The sequence below is a fragment of the Salinarimonas sp. NSM genome (genome assembly GCF_052380005.1).
In the GTDB taxonomy this organism is placed as follows: domain Bacteria; phylum Pseudomonadota; class Alphaproteobacteria; order Rhizobiales; family Beijerinckiaceae; genus Salinarimonas.
In genome coordinates this window covers 18,907-35,536 of sequence record NZ_JBQTCJ010000033.1, presented here as the reverse complement: position 1 = coordinate 35,536, position 16,630 = coordinate 18,907, and the positions used below count along the sequence as shown (strand labels likewise).

The window sequence follows — 16,630 nt, the reverse complement described above, 5'->3', positions numbered from 1 at the left end:
GCCCGTAGCCGTTACCCGTCACCCCAGCTTCGCCCGCACCCGCATCAGGTCCTGGGCGAGCCCCTCCAGCTCGGCGGCGAGGATCGCGTGCATGCCGGCCGCCGCGCGCGGGTATTCCTCCAGCACGCGGCGCATCAGCGGGCGGGTGAGGCGGATCACGCTCGCGGGCTCGCGGGCGGTGGCGGTCGCCGGGCGGCGGGTCTCGGCGAAGAGGGCGGCGGCGCCGATCAGGTCCCCAGGCCGCGCCACGGTGACGGGCTTGCCGCCCTCGACGTCGAGGCCGATCGCGCCCTCGGCGACCACGAAGCCGCAATCCGCCCGGTCGTCCTTGCGAAACAGCGCCTCGCCCTGGCGCAGGCGCCGCTTGTCGGCGGCGAAGGCGAGCAGGCGCAGGCCGTCGCGATCGATCAGGCCGATCAGGGGAGCGCGCGCGAGGAGCGCGATATCGTCGTCGAGGGACATCGCGCCTCGGGCGGGATCAGGGGACGAGCTTGTAGCCGCCGCCCTCGGTGACGAGGAAGCGCGCCGCGGACGGGTTCGGCTCGATCTTCTGGCGCAGGCGGTAGATGTGCGTCTCCAGCGTGTGGGTGGTGACGTTGGAGTTGTAGCCCCACACCTCGGCCAGCAGCGTGTCGCGCGAGACCACCTTCTGCCCGGCCCGGAACAGGAAGCGCAGGATCGCGGTCTCCTTCTCGGTGAGCTTGAGCTTGGAGCCCTTGTCGGAGACGAGCAGCTTGGCGCCGGGGCGGAAGGAGTAGGGCCCGATCTGGAAGATCGCGTCCTCGGAGGCCGCGTATTGCCGCAGCTGCGCGCGGATGCGCGCGAGCAGCACGGCGAACTTGAAGGGCTTGACCACGTAGTCGTTCGCCCCGGCCTCGAGGCCGAGCACGGTGTCGGCGTCCGAGCCCTGGCCGGTGAGCATGATCACCGGCGAGCGGAAGCCGTGCTTGCGCATGAGCTTGACGCCCTCGCGCCCGTCCATGTCCGGCAGGCCCACGTCCATGATGACGAGATCGATGCGGTCCGCCTGCACGGCCTTCATCGCCTCCCCCGCCGTCTCGGCGGTGGCGACGACGAACTCGTCGTAGAGGGCGAGCTGCTCGGCGAGCGTGTCGCGCAGATCCTGGTCGTCGTCGACGACGAGTATCCGGTTGGCGTTCGACATGGGAAGTCCTCGACCACGGAGCCGTGTCGCTCACGGCTGTAGACTAAACCGCCGTCTCTCGGCAACAAGCGGCGGCAAGGGTTCATGCGGGGTTATGCCCAGGCGATTGCCGGGCGGGCCGCAGCGGAGGAGGAGGTCTCCATGTCGTCGCACACGATCTCGCGCATCGCCGTGCACCGCGCCGTCGGCGCGCGCCACCGCGGCCGGCTCCACGCGGGCGGCCTCGTCCTGCCCTGCGCGCTCGGCCGCGCGGGCATCCGCAGGGACAAGCGCGAGGGCGACGGCGCGACGCCGGCGGGCACGGTGCGCCCGCTCGGCGCCTTCTTTCGCGCCGACCGAGGGCGGCGGCCGGCGACACCGCTGCCGCTCGCGGCGATTCGCGCGGCCGACGGCTGGTGCGACGCCCCCGGCGACCGCAACTACAATCGCCCGGTGTTGCTGCCCTACCCGGCGAGCGCCGAGCGGATGCAGCGCGAGGACGCGCTCTACGACCTGGTCGTCGACCTCTCGGCCAACCGCGCGCCGATCCGGAAGGGACGCGGCAGCGCGATCTTCCTGCACGTGGCGAGGCCCGGCTTCCAGCCGACGGAGGGCTGTATCGCGCTTGAGACGCGCGCGCTGCGGCGCCTCCTCGCCCGGATCGGGCCGCGCACCCGCTTCGTCGTGGGGTGATGCGCGGCCCGCCGGTCGCCCCGGTCTCAGTGCGCCCCGTGTCCCATCGGCGGCGTGCGCGAGCCCATGCCTCCAACCGAGAAGGTGACCGGCACCTCGCCGGCACGCTCGAACACGAGGGTCGCCTCGAAGGCCTCGCCCTCCGCGAGCGGTCGCTTCAGGCCCATGAACATGACGTGGTAGCCGCCGGGCGCGAGCGCGACGCTCTCGCCAGCCGGGATCTCGAGCCCGCCCTCCACGGGCGCCATGCGGGCGATGCCGTCGACGGTCTCCATCGAATGAACCTCGAAGCGCTCGGCGATCTCGACGGAGCCACCCAGCAGCCGATCCGGCTCGGAGCCGGTGTTGACGATGGTGAGGTAGCCGCCGGCGACCGGCGCGGCGCCCGGCGTCGCGCGCGACCAGGGCGTCTCGATGCGGATGTCGCCGGCGCCGAAGGTCTCGGCCGAGGCGGGGAGGAGGGGGATGCCGGCGAGGCCGAGCGCGAGGGCGGCCGCGCGCGCGGCGCGGGTGAGGGTGGCGAGCATGGGTGTGGACTCCGTCGGATCGCTGCGATCCGGATCGCGTGAGAATGAGAAGTGCGTGTCTCTGGGCGATCAGGAGACGGGCGGCGCGCGGGCGCCGAGAGGGGCCGTGGCCGCACGCGGGCGCGGGGCCTCGACGTGGGCGGCCGCACGCGAGACCGGCGCGGCGACGCGCGCCGGCAGGGCGGACGCCGACGACGGCGCGATCGCCGGGCCGGTCGGCCCGCTGCCCAGGCGGCAGGCGTGCCAGCAGGCGTCCGCCGGTGCGTCCGCGGGCATCGAGCCGTCGACGGGACACCAGACGGTCTGCCCCGCGCCGGCCCCGCTCGCCGAGAAGGCGAGGGCGCCCGAGAGCCCCGAGAGCAGGCTCGCGAGCACGAGCCCGTAGAGCGCCACGACGGCGATCGTCGTCCGCAGGGGTCTGGCGAAGCGCGAGAGCGTCCTCATGAGCGAGGCTCTATGCGAGCGCGGTCCGTCGCGCAAGCGCGGCCGGCGCGTGCCGCCCTCAGGCGAGGATCACCACGCCCATGGCCACGATCGTCCACGCCGTGGCGTAGGCGCCGAGCATCAGGCGCCGGGTCCCGGTCGGCAGGCCCTGCGGCCGCGCCGGGACGGTCGCGGGCGTGACGAAGCGCAGCGCCAGCCAGCCGCCGAACACGCCCCAGAAGCCGGTGAGGAGCAGGAAGAGCTGCATCACGCCCCAGCCGATCGACTCGGGCCCCGCGATGAGCCCGAAGAGCGGCAGCGTCGACAGGAACGGCCACAGCGCCAGGATCGGCGTCAGCGCGATCGTGGCGAGCTGCGCGTTGAAGTCCGAGCCGGGATCGATCAACCGCGCGCTCGCGTGCCTGCGCGCCTCGGTGAGGGTGCGATGCTCCATGATGCGTACTCCTGCGCTCGTGCGCACGCCGACCGTGCCCGCCACGCTTACGCCGTTCACGCCGCCTCGGTCGCCCCATCGAAGCGCGGCATTTCGTCCGCGTTCGGGGCCGGCGGGCCGCGCGATCGGTTCGCCGGCCCCACGAAAGTGCGAGATCCCCCTACCTTGCGGCGCGGGCTCCCCCTCCAGTAACGTGCCGCGCAACAAAGGCGTGACGGTCGCCCGCGCGGCGTTCGTCGGGCACGTATCGCGGGGAGGACACGCATGGCTGAGAAGATCTACGACGTCTCGCGGGATTGGGCCGAGCGCGCCTATGTCGACGCCGCGAAGTATCGCGAGATGTACGAGGCGAGCCTCGCCGACCCGGAGGCCTTCTGGGCGGAGCACGGCAAGCGCATCGACTGGTTCCGCCCCTTCACCAAGGTGAAGAACACCACGTTCGGCCCCGGCGAGGTGTCGATCGCGTGGTTCGAGGACGGCACCACCAACGTCGCCTACAATTGCGTCGACCGCCACCTCGAGACGCGCGCCGACCAGGTCGCCATCATCTGGGAGGGCGACGACCCGGGCGAGTCGAAGCGCATCACCTATCGCGAGCTGCACGAGCACGTGTCGCGCTGGGCCAACGTCCTGCGCAACCGCAACGTCGGCAAGGGCGACCGCGTCACGCTCTACCTGCCCATGATCCCGGAGGCCGCCTACGCGATGCTGGCCTGCGCGCGGCTCGGCGCCATCCACTCGATCGTGTTCGGCGGCTTCTCGCCGGACGCGCTCGCCGGGCGCATCGAGGATTGCGCGTCGCGCTGCGTGATCACCGCGGACGAGGGCCTGCGCGGTGGCCGCAAGGTGCCGCTCAAGGCCAATGTCGACGCCGCGCTCGAGCGCCTGCCGGCGGGCTCCGTCGACCACGTGGTCGTGGTGCGGCGCACCGGCGGCGCAGTCGCGATGGACCCGGGCCGGGACGTCTACTACGACGCCGCCGCGGAGATGGTCACGGCCGAGTGCCCCTGCGAGGAGATGAACGCGGAGGATCCGCTGTTCATCCTCTACACTTCGGGCTCCACCGGCAAGCCGAAGGGCGTGCTGCACACGACCGGCGGCTATCTCGTCTACGCCTCGATGACGCACCAGTACGTCTTCGACTACAAGGAGGGCGAGGTCTACTGGTGCACGGCCGACGTCGGCTGGGTGACGGGCCACAGCTACATCGTCTACGGCCCGTTGGCCAACGGCGCGACGACGCTGATGTTCGAGGGCGTGCCGACCTACCCGTCGATCTCCCGCTTCTGGGACGTGGTCGACAAGCACGCGGTCAACATCTTCTACACGGCGCCCACCGCCATCCGCTCGCTGATGGGCGCCGGCGAGGACCCGGTGCGCAAGACCTCGCGCAAGAGCCTGCGGCTGCTCGGCTCGGTCGGCGAGCCGATCAACCCGGAGGCCTGGGAGTGGTACCATCGCGTGGTGGGCGAGGGGCGCTGCCCCATCGTCGATACCTGGTGGCAGACGGAGACCGGCGGCATCCTGATCACACCGCTGCCGGGCGCCATCGCCCAGAAGCCGGGCTCGGCGACGCTGCCGTTCTTCGGCGTGAAGCCGGAGATCGTGGACGCCGAGGGCAAGGTGCTCGACGGCGCCTGCGAGGGTAACCTGTGCATCGCCGACAGCTGGCCCGGCCAGATGCGCACGGTCTACGGCGACCACGAGCGCTTCATCCAGACCTACTTCTCGACCTATCCGGGCAAGTACTTCACCGGCGACGGCTGCCGCCGCGACGAGGACGGCTATTATTGGATCACAGGCCGCGTCGACGACGTCATCAACGTCTCGGGCCACCGCATGGGCACCGCGGAGGTCGAGAGCGCGCTCGTCGCCCACCCGAAGGTGTCCGAGGCCGCCGTCGTCGGCTACCCGCACGACATCAAGGGCCAGGGCATCTACGCCTACGTCACGCTGATGGCGGGCATCGAGCCGTCGGAGGAGCTGCGCAAGGAGCTCGTCGTCCACGTGCGCAAGGAGATCGGCCCGATCGCCTCGCCCGACAAGATCCAGTTCGCCCCGGGCCTGCCCAAGACCCGCTCGGGCAAGATCATGCGCCGCATCCTGCGCAAGATCGCCGAGGACGAGTTCGGCGCGCTCGGCGACACCTCGACGCTGGCGGACCCGGCGGTGGTGGACGACCTGATCGAGCACCGGCAGAACAAGCGTGGGGCTGCGGCTTGAGGTTGGGGGAGGGGCTAGGGGAAGGACGGGCTCCCCTCTCCCGGATGGGATAGCGGTCGGGTTGAGGGCGGCGGCGCTTGCTGTGCACGGCGCCGCTGTTCCTGTTTCGCCCCGGCGTAAGCCGTACTATGATGCGTCCGCTCGCGCGTAGGAACGACACGCGCAGATCAGCGGACGCATATGCACGCCTTCATCCCACGCCGCCTCGCATATACAGAGAATGGCGAGCGAAAGGAAATCGCCGATACCGAGGTGCTCGGTCTCGGCGGACCCGTCATCGTGCTCGGCGAGCCGGGAATGGGGAAGACGGAGCTGTTGAAGCAGCTCGCGGAGCAGGCGGGTACGGGAGTGCGACGCGCCGGCGTGTTCGCTCGAATGAATGCGCCGGCACGGGTGCGGTCCAATGTGCCGCTCGTCATCGACGGCGTCGATCAGGTCGCGTCTGCCCAGCCCGGCGACGCGATTGAGCTCATTGCCGCGCGGCTTGCGGACGGTGGTTCACCGCCCTTCATCCTGTCCTGCCGCGTCGACGACTGGCGCTCCTCGGTGGCGCGGGGTGCCTTCAGCGAGTACGATACGCCGCTGCGGGAGTTGGTGCTGCTCCCGTTCTCGACGGATGACGCGGTCGCGTTCCTGACCGAGACGCTCGGTTCGGAGCGGGCGGCAGCCGTTGCGGCTTCGCTCGAGGAGCGCGGGCTCGACGCTTTTCTTGAGAACCCCCTAACACTCGGCTTCGTGCTGTCCATCGCACAGCGCGATGGGGCGCTGCCCGATACCCGCGCCGACCTCATGACGCAGGCGGTCGAGATACTGCGGGTCGAGAACGATGACGGCACACGAGTGGACACAGCACTTGCGCGGTTGGGAAGCGAGGCGGCCCTTGATGCAGCCGGCGCCCTGTTCGCGGCGTTCCTCCTTGGCGGCGCCGAGACCATCGCGCGCACGAAGGCCGGCGTCGGCGAGGACAAGGTCCTCGTCGCGGCGGACGTGCGCGACCTTCCTGGCGCGGGTGCGGTCGACGCGATCCTCGGCAGCCGCCTGTTCAAGTCCGCCGGCGCGCCCGGCCACGTGGAGCCGATCCACCGCACGGTGGCGGAGTATCTCGGCGCGCGCTGGCTCGCACTGCAGGCCCCGGACGATCGCGCCCGGGCGCGCGTCCTGGCGCTGATGGTGGTCGAGGGAGGCGTGCCAGCCTCGCTGCGCGGGCTGCATGCGTGGCTGGCGCACTGGCCGGGTTTCGCGGAGGCGGTGATCGACCGCGATCCGCTCGGCATGCTCGACTACGGCGACGCGGAGGGGCTCTCCCCGCCGCAGGCGCGGCGGCTGCTCGGCGCCCTGCGACGGCTGGAGCGAGGGAACCCACATTTCCGTAACGCGCTCGGCGGCGACGCGGCGGTACGCGCCTTGGGCGACCCGGCGCTCGTCGACGACGTGCGCGACGTCCTGCAGGCTGTGGACGTGGGCTTCGCGCTGCGCAGCCTCGTCCTTCTGACGATCCGCGGCTCGCCCGTCGCGACCGCCCTCGCGCCGGAGATCGAGGCGATCGCGCTCGCGACGGAGCGCGAGTTCACCTATGTCGAGCGGTGGAGCGCCTTGCAGGCGCTGTCCCCGCCCGAGCGCGTCCGCACCGCCGTCGAGCGCCTCGCCGCGAGCAGCGGGGCGGACGACACGCATTTGGCTTTGGGGGCCATAGGCGACGCGCCGGACGCGTACGCGCCGGAGACGATGGCATCCGCGATGCTCGGGCATCTCGGGCTCGGCGCGAACCAAGTCGCCGGAGAGGAAGATGACGACGTGCGCTCCAGCGGTGTCGTCCACCTCTTCGCGTTACGCCTTTCAACTCCGTTCGCGGCGCCGGTCCTCGACGCGCTCGCCGCCCGCCGCCTCGGGTGCAAGCCAGGGCTGGGGGTCGGATACGACCTCGAGACCGCGGCGAGCATTTTCATGGAGAAGGCGATCGGAGCAGTCGCGATTGGAGCGCCGCGCCTGCTCCGATGGCTGCGTATCCTGCCTCGGAGCTATCGGTCTACGAACGACCATGGGCGCATGGTGGCCGAGCACATCCGCTCCGACGACGCCATGCGTCGCGAGATGCAGGAACTCGCTCTTCTGCGATCGGAGGACACTGAGGACGACCTTCGGCTCTGGCATCTGTTTCGGGTGCATCCGGCCTTGCGTCCGACGACCGACGACGCCGTCCATCTCCTCCACCGCCTGGCCGGCGGCTCCGGCCGTGGCCCACGCGAGGACGCCGTGTGGCGCGATCTTCTGGCGGACCTTCGCGGCAAGGATGGACTTCCTGCCGATGCCGTCGATGCCGCCCGCGGCTTCGCCTCCGGTGATCCGGCGCGCGAGGCGCATCTGGCAGAGATGATCCCGCCGCCGCCGGTGCCCAGGTGGGAAGTGGAGGAAAACGAACGGCGTCGGCAGGCGGAAGCCGAGCGTGCGGAGAACTTCCGTGCGGCGCGCGCACACTTCCGGGCGCGCGAGACCGACATGCGGCTCGGATGCCGGGCGACCGTTCTCCAGCCGGCGAAATGCTATCTCGGCCGCTTCGGTGACATTGACAACGACGCCGCGCCGCCGAATCGCCTCGCCGATTGGCTCGGCGAGGACCTGCGCGATGCCGCGATCGCGGGCTTCGAGGCGACGCTCTTCCGGGACGACCTACCGAGCTTCGCTGATGTCGCCGACGCGATCGCAGAGGACAAGCATTACTCCGTGGAGTACCCGATCCTCGCGGGCGTCGCCGAGCGGGTGCGCACCGGGCGCGGCATCGCCGATCTGCCCGAAGAGGTCGTGCGGATCGCGCGGGCATCGCTCTACGGCGTAATCACGGGCGACCAAGGCATCGCGAAGCCGGCGGCAGCGGCGCTCGATTTGTGCCTGCGCCGCGACCCCGCCAGCTACGAGGCTTTCGCCCGTCAGCTGATGGAGCCGAGCCTCGCCGCGCGTGCGACGTCAGTCCCGGGGCTCTGGCAGGTGCCTGCAACGGAGGACGACCACGCCATGATGGCGCGGCTCGCCGTCGAGTGGCTGGGCCGATACTCGGACCTTCCGGATGAAGTCGAAAAGCGGCTCGTCGACACCGCGCTCGCAGCCGGGCCATGGGCGGGTCTGCTGGCGATCGCTGCCAGCCGTCTTAAGTCGGCGGACGGCGAACGGCAGCGGCGGTGGCAGGCGCTCGCGCTGGTGCTCGACTTCGAGACGACCTGGGCAGCCCTCGGCAAGGTGGGGACCGAGGAGCGCCTTCTCATCTGGCCGGTGCGCGACCTTTTCGGCAACCGTCGGCAAAGCGGTTCCCTCCCGGCTCCGCCCGCGCTCGTGACGTGGGCGATCCGGCAGTTCCGCCCCCTGTGGCCGCCCGTGCCGCATCCCACCGGCGGCTGGTCCGGCGACACCAATCCGTGGGACGCGTCCGACTTTCTCCACCGCCTGATCGATCGCCTCGCAAACGATCACTCCGAAGAGGCGAGCACCGCTCTCGCGGACCTCGCCCATGCCCCCGAGGACGGCTACACGCCGCATCTGCGTCGTGCGCTACACGAGCAGCGGCAGGCGCGGCGGGAGCGGGCGTTCCGGCCGCTTACCGCGTCCGACATTCGGCACGTCATCGAGAACGGCCCGCCTGCGACGCCGGAGGATCTGCGCGGGGTCGTGCTCGACGCGCTCGTGCGCGTGCAGGAGCGGCTGCGTGCCGCCGACACCGACCCGATCAACAAGTACTGGAGGGACGATGGTCGCCCGCGCGACGAGGACACTTGCACCGATCGCCTGATCGAGGACCTCGAGGGGCTTTTGTCACCGGAACTCGGCCGTGCGCCGCAGGCGCATATGGCCAGAAGCAAGGAGGCCGATATCCTCTTCACCATCGGCGACATGGCGCTTCCCCTCGAAACCAAGGGTCAGTGGAACGACGATCTCTGGACGGCCGCTGGTGCGCAGCTCGACAATCTCTACGTCACCGACTGGCGCGCCGCCGGCGGCATCTATCTCGTCTACTGGTTCGGCCACGACGTGCACCGGCGCAAGCGCCCCAAGCCACATCCCGACGGTGACACCATCCGCGACGCCGAAGCCCTGCGCGCGGCGCTCGAGGCGCGACTCTCGCCCGCCCTGCGCGCGCGGATCACGGTCGTCGTCCTCGACCTCTCACGCGGCGCGCCCTGATCACCCGTTCCGTTTCGCGCCGCGGCGGTCTATCTGAGGGACGACGCCTTCGGAGCCCCGCCCCCATGCCCATCGACGAAACCCTCCCCTTCATCTCCGTCCGCATCGCCGTCCTCACCGTCTCCGACACGCGCGATCTCGCGCAGGACAAGTCCGGCGACACGCTCGTCGGGCGCATCGCGGCGGCGGGGCACCATCTGGCGGATCGGATGATCGTGCGGGACGAGGTCGCGGCGATCCGGGCGGCGGTGCAGGGATGGATCGCGCGCGCGGACGTCGACGTGGTGATCACGACGGGGGGCACCGGCTTCACCGGGCGCGACGTCACGCCCGAGGCGATCGAGCCGCTGTTCGAGAAGCGCATGGAGGGCTTCTCGGCGGTGTTTCACCGCATCAGCTACGACAAGATCGGCACCTCCACGCTCCAGTCCCGCGCCACCGCGGGGGTCGCGGGGGCGACCTACGTGTTCGTGCTGCCGGGCTCGCCCGGCGCCTGCAAGGACGCGTGGGACGGCATCCTCGGGCCGCAGCTCGACTACCGCCACCGCCCCTGCAACTTCGTCGAGATCATGCCCCGCCTCGACGAGCACCTGAAGCGCGGCAAGGCGCGGGGCTGATCAGGCCCGCCCCTCCCGCACGAGAGTCGCGGCGAGCCGTACTATTCGCGGTCGCGCGGCCTCCGCGAGATGGGAGACGTGGACGAGGTCGCCCGCGCTGGGGCGGCGCGAGCGTCCGCGCAGTCGCGCGAGAATTGTCGCGACGACGCCCGCCTCCTCCCGACGCATGCGGCCGAGCGCGCCCGGCGCGTGCGTCGGCGCCGTGCCGGCGAATCGCTCGAGCGGGCGGGAGAAGCCCTCGAGCGGCACGTCGCCCGCCTGGAGCAGCAGCAGCCAGTCCCGCCGTGCGGCGCGTGCGCCCGCTCGCCAGGGGTCCTCGCCGGGCGCCGGCGAAACGAGCGTCGCGCCCGCGGCGTCCGCCAGCGCGTCGATCGCCGGCGGTGACGGCGTGCCGCGCACGAGCACGACCGCATCGGCGATCACCCCCTCGGCGACGCCGGGCACCAGCGCCGCGATCGTCGCCGCGAGGGCCTGCGGGTCGCCGTCGGAGAGAATGAGCGCGCTGATCATGCCGTCCTCATAGCGCAGCCGTGCGGCCGCGTAACCCTTCGTTCGGGCGCACCTCCGCGCGCCGTCGCGACCGGCGCGTGCGGAACCGGGAGGGGCTTGCGTCGTTCTCATTTCGTTCGTATAAGGAAGGTCAGAACATAGACGGAACAAATCGGAATCGGCGAGAACGTTCGTTCGGAGGTCGTCATGAGCCCGGTCGCCAGCACGGCGCGCGCACCGCGCCACGTCATCGCCCCCGGCGCGCGGGATGCGTCCCCGCGGGAGCCGGCGCTCCGCGAACCCTCGGCGCGCGATCTGCAGCGCCGCGCGCTGCTGCGCGACACCGGGCGGCCCGACGCCGTGGCCGAGCGGCTGAGGCGCGGGCGCGGCGCGCAGACGAACGAGACCGGGCGCTACGAGCGCATCACCCGCGAGGCCTTCGAGGAGGACCGCCTCCACGACGAGGAGGAGCGCGCGCTCGCGCTCGCGACCGAGGTGGTGGAGGAGCGCGCGCGCACCATCATCGCGCGGAACCAGTCGCCCGACATCGGCTTCGACTACTCGATCAACCCCTATCGCGGCTGCGAGCACGGCTGCTTCTATTGCTACGCCCGCCCGAGCCACGCCCATCACGGCCTCTCGCCCGGCCTCGACTTCGAGACGAAGCTCTTCGCCAAGCCGGACGCGGCGGCGCTGCTCGAGCGCGAGCTCGCGGCGCGGAGCTATGTGCCCAAGCCCATCGCGCTCGGCGCCAACACCGATCCGTACCAGCCGGTGGAGCGGCGCTACCGAATCACGCGCTCGGTCCTGGAGGTCCTGGCGAAGCGGTCGCATCCGGTGGGGATCGTCACGAAGTCGCATCTCGTGACGCGCGACGTCGACATCCTCGGGCCGATGGCCGAGCGCGGCCTCGCCAAGGTGGCGATCTCGCTGACCACGCTCGACCCGGTGCTCGCCCGGCGCATGGAGCCGCGGGCGGCGACGCCGGCGCGCCGGCTCGACGCGATCAAGCGGCTCACCGACGAGGGCATCCCCGTGACCGTGCTCGTGGCGCCGATCGTGCCCGCGATCAACGACCACGAGATCGAGCGCATCCTGGAGGCGGCGCACGCGGCGGGCGCGCGCGAGGCGGGCTACGTGCTGCTGCGCCTGCCCGACGAGCTCAAGGGCCTCGCCCGGGACTGGCTGATCGAGCATTATCCCGATCGGCTCGAGCGCGTCCTCTCGCTCGTGCGCCAGACCCGCGGCGGCAAGGAGTACGATGCCACCTGGGGCGTGCGGCAGACCGGGACGGGGGCGTATGCCTGGATGATCGGGCGACGGTTCGAGACGGCGGCGCGCCGGCTCGGCCTCAACGCGACGCGCACGCGGCTGCGCACGGACCTGTTCGAGCCGCCCGCCGCCGCCCGGCGCCGGGCGGCGGAGGACCAGCTGTCGCTGTTCGCGTGAGGAGGGCGCCCGGCGGCGCGTGTCACGCCTCCCCGGCGGCCGGAGCGGGGAGGCCCTCGACGAGGCCGCGCTTCTTCAGGAGCGGCCCCACGTCGGGCATGCGGCCGCGGAAGGCGGCATAGGCCTCGGCCGGGTCGCGGCGGTTGCCGGCGGCGTAGACGTGCTCGCGCAGCCGCGCCGCGGTGGCCGGGTCGAAGACGTCCCCCGTCTCCTGGAAGGCCTCGAAGGCGTCGGCGTCGAGCACCTCCGACCACATGTAGCTGTAGTACCCCGCGGCGTAGCCCGAACCCGCGAAAACGTGGGCGAAGTGCGGGGTGCGGTGGCGCATGACGATCTCGTCGGGCATGCCGATGCGCGAAAGCGCCTCGCGCTCGAAGGCCTCCGGGTCGACGTTGCCGGCGTCCGGCAAGAGATGGAAGTCGAGGTCGACGAAGGCGCAGGCGAGGTACTCTACCGTGGCGAAGCCCTGGTTGAAGGTGCGCGCGCCCACGAGCTTGTCGCGCAGCGCCTGCGGCATCGGCTCGCCGGTGCGATGGTGGCGCGCGAAGCGCTCCAGCACCTGCGGCGTCTCGAGCCAGTGTTCGTAGAGCTGCGAGGGCAGCTCTACGAAGTCGCGCGCGACCGCGGTTCCGGCGAGGGAGGGATAGGTCACCTCCGAGAGGAGCCCGTGCAGCGCATGGCCGAACTCGTGGAAGAGCGTGCGCGCGTCGTCGAAGGAGAGCAGCGCCGGCGTCTCGGGCCCGCCTGCGGAGAAGTTCATCACGTTGACGATGATCGGCCGCACCCGCCCGTCGAGATTCTGCTGGGAGCGGAACGCGGAGGCCCAGGCGCCGGAGCGCTTCGAGGGCCGCGCGAAGTAGTCGCCGTAGAACAGGCCCACGTGCGTGCCCGCCGCGTCGCGCACCTCGAAGGCACGCACGTCCGGGTGCCAGCGCGGCACGTCCGCACGCTCTTCGAATGTGAGCCCGAACAGGCGCTGCGCGACATGGAAGGCCGCCTCGATCATGCGGTCGAGCGGCAAATACGGCTTGATCTCGCCCTCGTCGAGATCGTAGCGGGCGCGGCGCACGCCCTCGGCGAGGTAGCGCCAGTCCCAGGGCGCGACCTCGGGACTCTCGCCCCGCTCGGCGGCGAGCGCCGCGAGCGCGTCGCGCTCCTCGCGTGCCCGGGCACGGGCGGGCTCCCAGACGCGCCCGAGCAGATCGCTCACGGCGTCGGGCGTCTTCGCCATGGCGTCGTCGAGCTTGTAGTGCGCGAATGTCTCGTAGCCGAGGAGCCTGGCGCGCTCGGCGCGCAGCCGCACCGTCTCGGCGACGATGCCGCGGTTGTCTCGATTGACCTTGGACACGCCGCGATGGGTCCAGGCCTCGAAGGCACGCTGCCGCAGGTCGCGCCGTGCGGAGAAGGCGAGGAAGGGCTCGACCGACGAGCGCGCCAGCGTGATCACGTGCACGCCGGGCATCTTGCGATCCTCCGCCGCGCGTGCCGCGGCGGCGACGAGCCAGTCGGGCAGGCCCGCGAGATCGGCCTCGCCCTCCAGCACCAGGGTGAAGCTGCTCTCGTCGCCGAGCACGTTCTGGCCGAAGGCGGTGCCGAGCTCGGCCAGCCGCGCGTCGATCTCGGCGAGCCGCGCCTTCGCCTCCGGCGCGAGCATCGCGCCCGCACGCACGAAGCCGAGATGGGTGCGCTCGAGGAGCCGCAGCGCCTCGGCGTCGAGCCCGAGCCCCTCGCGCGCCTGGAACACGGCGTCGACGCGCGCGAACAGGCCGGCATCGAGCATGATCTTCGAGGAGTGCCGCGACAGCCGCGGCGCCATGGTCCGCTCGATCGCCTGGATCGCCTCGTTCGTGTGCGCGCCGGCGAGGTTGTAGAACACCATCGCGACACGCCTGAGGTCGCGCCCGGCGCGCTCCAGCCCGAGGATCGTGTTCTCGAAGGTGGCGGGCGCGTCCGTGTCGCGGATCGCGGCGATCTCCGCATCGTGCGCGGCGAGCCCGGCCTCGAAGGCCGCCTCCATGTGCTCTGGCACGATCGCCTCGAAGGGCGGCGCCTCGAACGGCGTCTCCCAGGCCCGGAAGAAGGGGTTCTCGCTCGAGGTGGCATCCGCGGGCATCGGCCGGCGCTCCTGCTGTCGTGTCGTTCGTGTCGCTCGCTTCGAGATAGGCGCTCCCCTCGCGCGCGTCGAGGCGCTATCGAGGAGGGGCCATGCGCATCGACGATCCCGCCGCCTTCATCCGGGCCCACACGAGGCTCCTGCCGGTGCCCCATGCGCCGCAGCTCCTCCTCCACGTCGCGGACGAGGCGACGGCGCTGTGGGAGAAGACCGAGGAGGAGCTCGGCGAAATCGGGCTGCCGCCGCCGTTCTGGGCCTTCGCCTGGGCCGGCGGGCAGGCGCTCGCGCGATACGTGCTCGATCATCCGGAGGTCGTGGCGGGGCGCAGCGTGCTCGACTTCGCGGCGGGCTCGGGCCTCGTCGGCATCGCCGCCGCCCGCGCCGGCGCGGCGCGGGTCGAGGCCGCCGACATCGACCCCTTCGCCTGTGCGGCGATGCCGCTCAACGCCGCGGCGAACAGCGTCGTGCTCCACACCCGCGAGACCGACCTCGTCGGGATCGACGAGGGCTGGGAGGTCGTGCTCGCAGGCGACATCTGCTACGAGCGCGACCTCGCCGCGCGCGTGCTGGCCTGGCTGCGCGCGCTCGCCGCCCGCGGCGCGACCGTGCTCGTCGGCGACCCCGGCCGCGCGTATCTCCCCAGGGACGCCGAGGCCTCGGGCCTCGCGCCGCTCGCCACCTACGAGGTTCCGGTCACCCGGGAGCTCGAGGACGCCGAGATCAAGCGCACCACGGTCTGGCGCCTGCGCTGATCCCGCTCACGGCGCTTCCCCCGCGATCGCCGCGCGCCCCGTCCGGGCGAGCGCCGCCCGGCTCGCCGGGCGGGTGTAGAACATGTGCCCGCCGGGATAGGTCTCCTCGACGACCCGCGCGTGCAGGCTGGCGGGGAGCTGGCGCAGCACGAGCGTCGAGGCGAAGTAGGGCGTGACGAGATCGGTGAGCCCGTGCACGACGACGACGGCGAGGCTCTCGTCGAGCGCCATCGCGGAGGCGAGCTCGTCGAGCGCCTCCGGGGCGGAGCGCGCGGAGCCGTAGTCCCAGGAACCCGAGACGCCGCCGTTCAGGAGCACGTACTGGCGCTCCGGCACCCACGCGAGCTTCTCCCGGTAGAGCGTCAGCGCCGCCGCCGTGAGCGGCGCGGTGAGCGCGTCGAGGACCGGGTCGCGGTAGCGCGGCGCGGCGCGGGTGGGCGCTGGGTCCGGCGTCGTGACGCCGGTGTCGTAGAGGCTGCCGACGCGCCCCTCCGCGCGCCACAGCTCGCGGGCGAGGAGCCGGGCATCGATGCGTCCGGCCTGCCGTCGCACGAGGTCCTCGGGCAGGCCCGTGAGGTCCGCGAGCCGGGTCACGATCCGGTCGACCGCGGCCGGGTCGGAGAGGCCGGCGAGGAGGTCCGAGACGTAGGCGCCGGTGGCGTAGGCCTCGACCTCCGCGAGCGCCTCTCGGGACGCCTCGCCGGCCTTGTCGAGCGCGGCCGCGGCGAGCGAAGGCAGGAGCGCGACCCGCCCCATCAGGTTCGTCTCGACGGGACTGATCCAGGCGAAGTCGAGCACCGGCGAGACGAGGACGAGGGCGGAGAGCGCCATGCCGCGGTCGCTCGCGAGCGCATCGGCGAGGAGCGGCATGCGAAAGCCGCCGTAGCTCTCGCCGACGGCGGCCTTCGGCGAGGCGGCGCGGCCGTTCTCGACGGACCAGCGTACGACGAAGTCGGCGAGCGCCGCGATGTCGCCGGAGACCGAGAGGTAGCGATCGCGCGTGCGGTCGCTCGGCGCCACGAGCCGCGAGTAGCCCGTGCCGACGGGGTCGACGAAGACGAGGTCGGTGAAGGCGAGCCAGGTGTCGGGATTGTCGACGAGGGTCGGCGTCGCGGAGGGGACGATGACGTCCTCGCCGAAGCCGATCGTCCAGGGGCCGAGCGCGCCGAGATGCAGGTAGGCCGAGGCCGCGCCGGGCCCGCCGTTGACGACGAAGGTCACCGGCCGGCGCGCCGGATCGGCCTCGGGATCGACGTAGGCGACGTAGGCGATGTCCGCCTCCTCCTCGCCCGACGAGCCCGTCAGGGTCAGCACGCCCGCGGTCGCCTCGAAGGCCAGCGGCGCGCCGTCGACCACGATCTCGTGGCGGGTGGCGACGGGCTCGGGCAGGCGCAGCCCGTCGGCGGAGACGGGGCGATCGGCGCCGGGGGGCGCCGCGCCCGCCTGCTCCTGCGCGGGCTGCGCGGAGACGGATACGGGGAGGAGTGCGAGGGCTGCGGCGAGGAGAAGCGCGTGGCGACGGAAGAGGCGGGCGGTGGTCAAGGCGGGCTCCGGGACTGGATCGGTGATCCAGCCT

General features: G+C 72.1%; 14 protein-coding genes. 6 read left to right on the top strand and 8 right to left on the bottom strand.

Translation table 11 applies throughout. The annotated features are described in order from the left end of the window. Positions 1-18 precede the first annotated feature (18 nt). Both ACTZWW_RS13170 and ACTZWW_RS13165 read right to left on the bottom strand, forming a co-directional pair. Entirely contained in the window at positions 19-462 is a 444-nt protein-coding gene (locus ACTZWW_RS13170; protein WP_444781416.1) for a cyclic nucleotide-binding domain-containing protein, read from the bottom strand. 16 nt (positions 463-478) lie between these two features. Beyond that, a complete protein-coding gene (locus ACTZWW_RS13165) occupies positions 479-1,165 on the bottom strand; it encodes a response regulator transcription factor (protein ID WP_444781415.1) in 687 nt (228 codons plus the stop codon). Between the two features lie 141 nt (positions 1,166-1,306). Here ACTZWW_RS13165 and ACTZWW_RS13160 point away from each other — a divergent pair, with 141 nt between their 5' ends. Beyond that, on the top strand, positions 1,307-1,837 hold the full coding sequence (locus ACTZWW_RS13160) for a L,D-transpeptidase family protein (protein WP_444781414.1): 531 nt from the start codon (positions 1,307-1,309) through the stop codon (positions 1,835-1,837). A 26-nt stretch (positions 1,838-1,863) separates the two neighbouring features. Here ACTZWW_RS13160 and ACTZWW_RS13155 read toward each other — a convergent pair whose 3' ends face one another. The 3 genes from ACTZWW_RS13155 to ACTZWW_RS13145 all read right to left on the bottom strand — a co-directional run bounded on the left by ACTZWW_RS13155 (position 1,864) and on the right by ACTZWW_RS13145 (position 3,241). Next, complete coding sequence (locus ACTZWW_RS13155; RefSeq protein ID WP_444781413.1) at positions 1,864-2,364, bottom strand: copper chaperone PCu(A)C; 501 nt, start codon at positions 2,362-2,364, stop codon at positions 1,864-1,866. A 69-nt stretch (positions 2,365-2,433) separates the two neighbouring features. After that, the gene (locus tag ACTZWW_RS13150) at positions 2,434-2,808 is read right to left on the bottom strand and encodes a hypothetical protein (RefSeq protein WP_444781412.1); all 375 of its coding nucleotides are present in this window, start codon (positions 2,806-2,808) and stop codon (positions 2,434-2,436) included. Positions 2,809-2,866: 58 nt separating this feature from the next. Then, on the bottom strand, positions 2,867-3,241 hold the full coding sequence (locus tag ACTZWW_RS13145; RefSeq protein ID WP_444781411.1) for a hypothetical protein: 375 nt from the start codon (positions 3,239-3,241) through the stop codon (positions 2,867-2,869). Positions 3,242-3,505: 264 nt separating this feature from the next. Here ACTZWW_RS13145 and acs point away from each other — a divergent pair, with 264 nt between their 5' ends. The 3 genes from acs (at position 3,506) to moaB (ending at position 10,251) form a co-directional block, all read left to right on the top strand. Continuing rightward, positions 3,506-5,464, top strand: coding sequence for an acetate--CoA ligase (acs, locus tag ACTZWW_RS13140; RefSeq protein WP_444781410.1), 1,959 nt, complete (start codon positions 3,506-3,508; stop codon positions 5,462-5,464). A 180-nt stretch (positions 5,465-5,644) separates the two neighbouring features. Next, positions 5,645-9,634 carry a hypothetical protein gene (locus tag ACTZWW_RS13135; protein WP_444781409.1) on the top strand — a complete coding sequence of 1,330 codons (3,990 nt, stop codon included), beginning with the start codon at positions 5,645-5,647 and terminating at the stop codon, positions 9,632-9,634. Between the two features lie 65 nt (positions 9,635-9,699). Beyond that, positions 9,700-10,251 carry a molybdenum cofactor biosynthesis protein B gene (gene moaB, locus ACTZWW_RS13130; protein ID WP_444781408.1) on the top strand — a complete coding sequence of 184 codons (552 nt, stop codon included), beginning with the start codon at positions 9,700-9,702 and terminating at the stop codon, positions 10,249-10,251. Here moaB and ACTZWW_RS13125 read toward each other — a convergent pair whose 3' ends face one another. Next, on the bottom strand, positions 10,252-10,761 hold the full coding sequence (locus tag ACTZWW_RS13125; protein WP_444781407.1) for a hypothetical protein: 510 nt from the start codon (positions 10,759-10,761) through the stop codon (positions 10,252-10,254). It abuts the gene before it with no gap. A 186-nt stretch (positions 10,762-10,947) separates the two neighbouring features. Here ACTZWW_RS13125 and ACTZWW_RS13120 point away from each other — a divergent pair, with 186 nt between their 5' ends. Beyond that, positions 10,948-12,189, top strand: a complete 1,242-nt coding sequence (locus ACTZWW_RS13120) for a PA0069 family radical SAM protein (RefSeq protein WP_444781406.1) — start codon at positions 10,948-10,950, stop codon at positions 12,187-12,189. 22 nt (positions 12,190-12,211) lie between these two features. Here ACTZWW_RS13120 and ACTZWW_RS13115 read toward each other — a convergent pair whose 3' ends face one another. After that, positions 12,212-14,302, bottom strand: coding sequence for a M3 family metallopeptidase (locus ACTZWW_RS13115; protein ID WP_444781405.1), 2,091 nt, complete (start codon positions 14,300-14,302; stop codon positions 12,212-12,214). A 92-nt stretch (positions 14,303-14,394) separates the two neighbouring features. Here ACTZWW_RS13115 and ACTZWW_RS13110 point away from each other — a divergent pair, with 92 nt between their 5' ends. Further along, positions 14,395-15,054 carry a class I SAM-dependent methyltransferase gene (locus ACTZWW_RS13110; protein ID WP_444781404.1) on the top strand — a complete coding sequence of 220 codons (660 nt, stop codon included), beginning with the start codon at positions 14,395-14,397 and terminating at the stop codon, positions 15,052-15,054. A 6-nt stretch (positions 15,055-15,060) separates the two neighbouring features. Here the strand turns inward: ACTZWW_RS13110 and ACTZWW_RS13105 are convergent, their stop codons facing one another. After that, positions 15,061-16,596: a S10 family peptidase gene (locus ACTZWW_RS13105; protein WP_444781403.1), complete on the bottom strand. Its 1,536-nt coding sequence runs from the start codon at positions 16,594-16,596 to the stop codon at positions 15,061-15,063. Positions 16,597-16,630: the final 34 nt, after the last annotated feature.

What these genes read in the sequence shown, in the direction of transcription:
- ACTZWW_RS13170 (WP_444781416.1), bottom strand. Translation starts at nt 462, where the DNA reads ATGTCCCTCGACGACGATATCGCGCTCCTCGCGCGCGCTCCCCTGATC.
- ACTZWW_RS13165 (WP_444781415.1), bottom strand. Translation starts at nt 1,165, where the DNA reads ATGTCGAACGCCAACCGGATACTCGTCGTCGACGACGACCAGGATCTG.
- ACTZWW_RS13160 (WP_444781414.1), top strand. Translation starts at nt 1,307, where the DNA reads ATGTCGTCGCACACGATCTCGCGCATCGCCGTGCACCGCGCCGTCGGC.
- ACTZWW_RS13155 (WP_444781413.1), bottom strand. Translation starts at nt 2,364, where the DNA reads ATGCTCGCCACCCTCACCCGCGCCGCGCGCGCGGCCGCCCTCGCGCTC.
- ACTZWW_RS13150 (WP_444781412.1), bottom strand. Translation starts at nt 2,808, where the DNA reads ATGAGGACGCTCTCGCGCTTCGCCAGACCCCTGCGGACGACGATCGCC.
- ACTZWW_RS13145 (WP_444781411.1), bottom strand. Translation starts at nt 3,241, where the DNA reads ATGGAGCATCGCACCCTCACCGAGGCGCGCAGGCACGCGAGCGCGCGG.
- acs (WP_444781410.1), top strand. Translation starts at nt 3,506, where the DNA reads ATGGCTGAGAAGATCTACGACGTCTCGCGGGATTGGGCCGAGCGCGCC.
- ACTZWW_RS13135 (WP_444781409.1), top strand. Translation starts at nt 5,645, where the DNA reads ATGCACGCCTTCATCCCACGCCGCCTCGCATATACAGAGAATGGCGAG.
- moaB (WP_444781408.1), top strand. Translation starts at nt 9,700, where the DNA reads ATGCCCATCGACGAAACCCTCCCCTTCATCTCCGTCCGCATCGCCGTC.
- ACTZWW_RS13125 (WP_444781407.1), bottom strand. Translation starts at nt 10,761, where the DNA reads ATGATCAGCGCGCTCATTCTCTCCGACGGCGACCCGCAGGCCCTCGCG.
- ACTZWW_RS13120 (WP_444781406.1), top strand. Translation starts at nt 10,948, where the DNA reads ATGAGCCCGGTCGCCAGCACGGCGCGCGCACCGCGCCACGTCATCGCC.
- ACTZWW_RS13115 (WP_444781405.1), bottom strand. Translation starts at nt 14,302, where the DNA reads ATGCCCGCGGATGCCACCTCGAGCGAGAACCCCTTCTTCCGGGCCTGG.
- ACTZWW_RS13110 (WP_444781404.1), top strand. Translation starts at nt 14,395, where the DNA reads ATGCGCATCGACGATCCCGCCGCCTTCATCCGGGCCCACACGAGGCTC.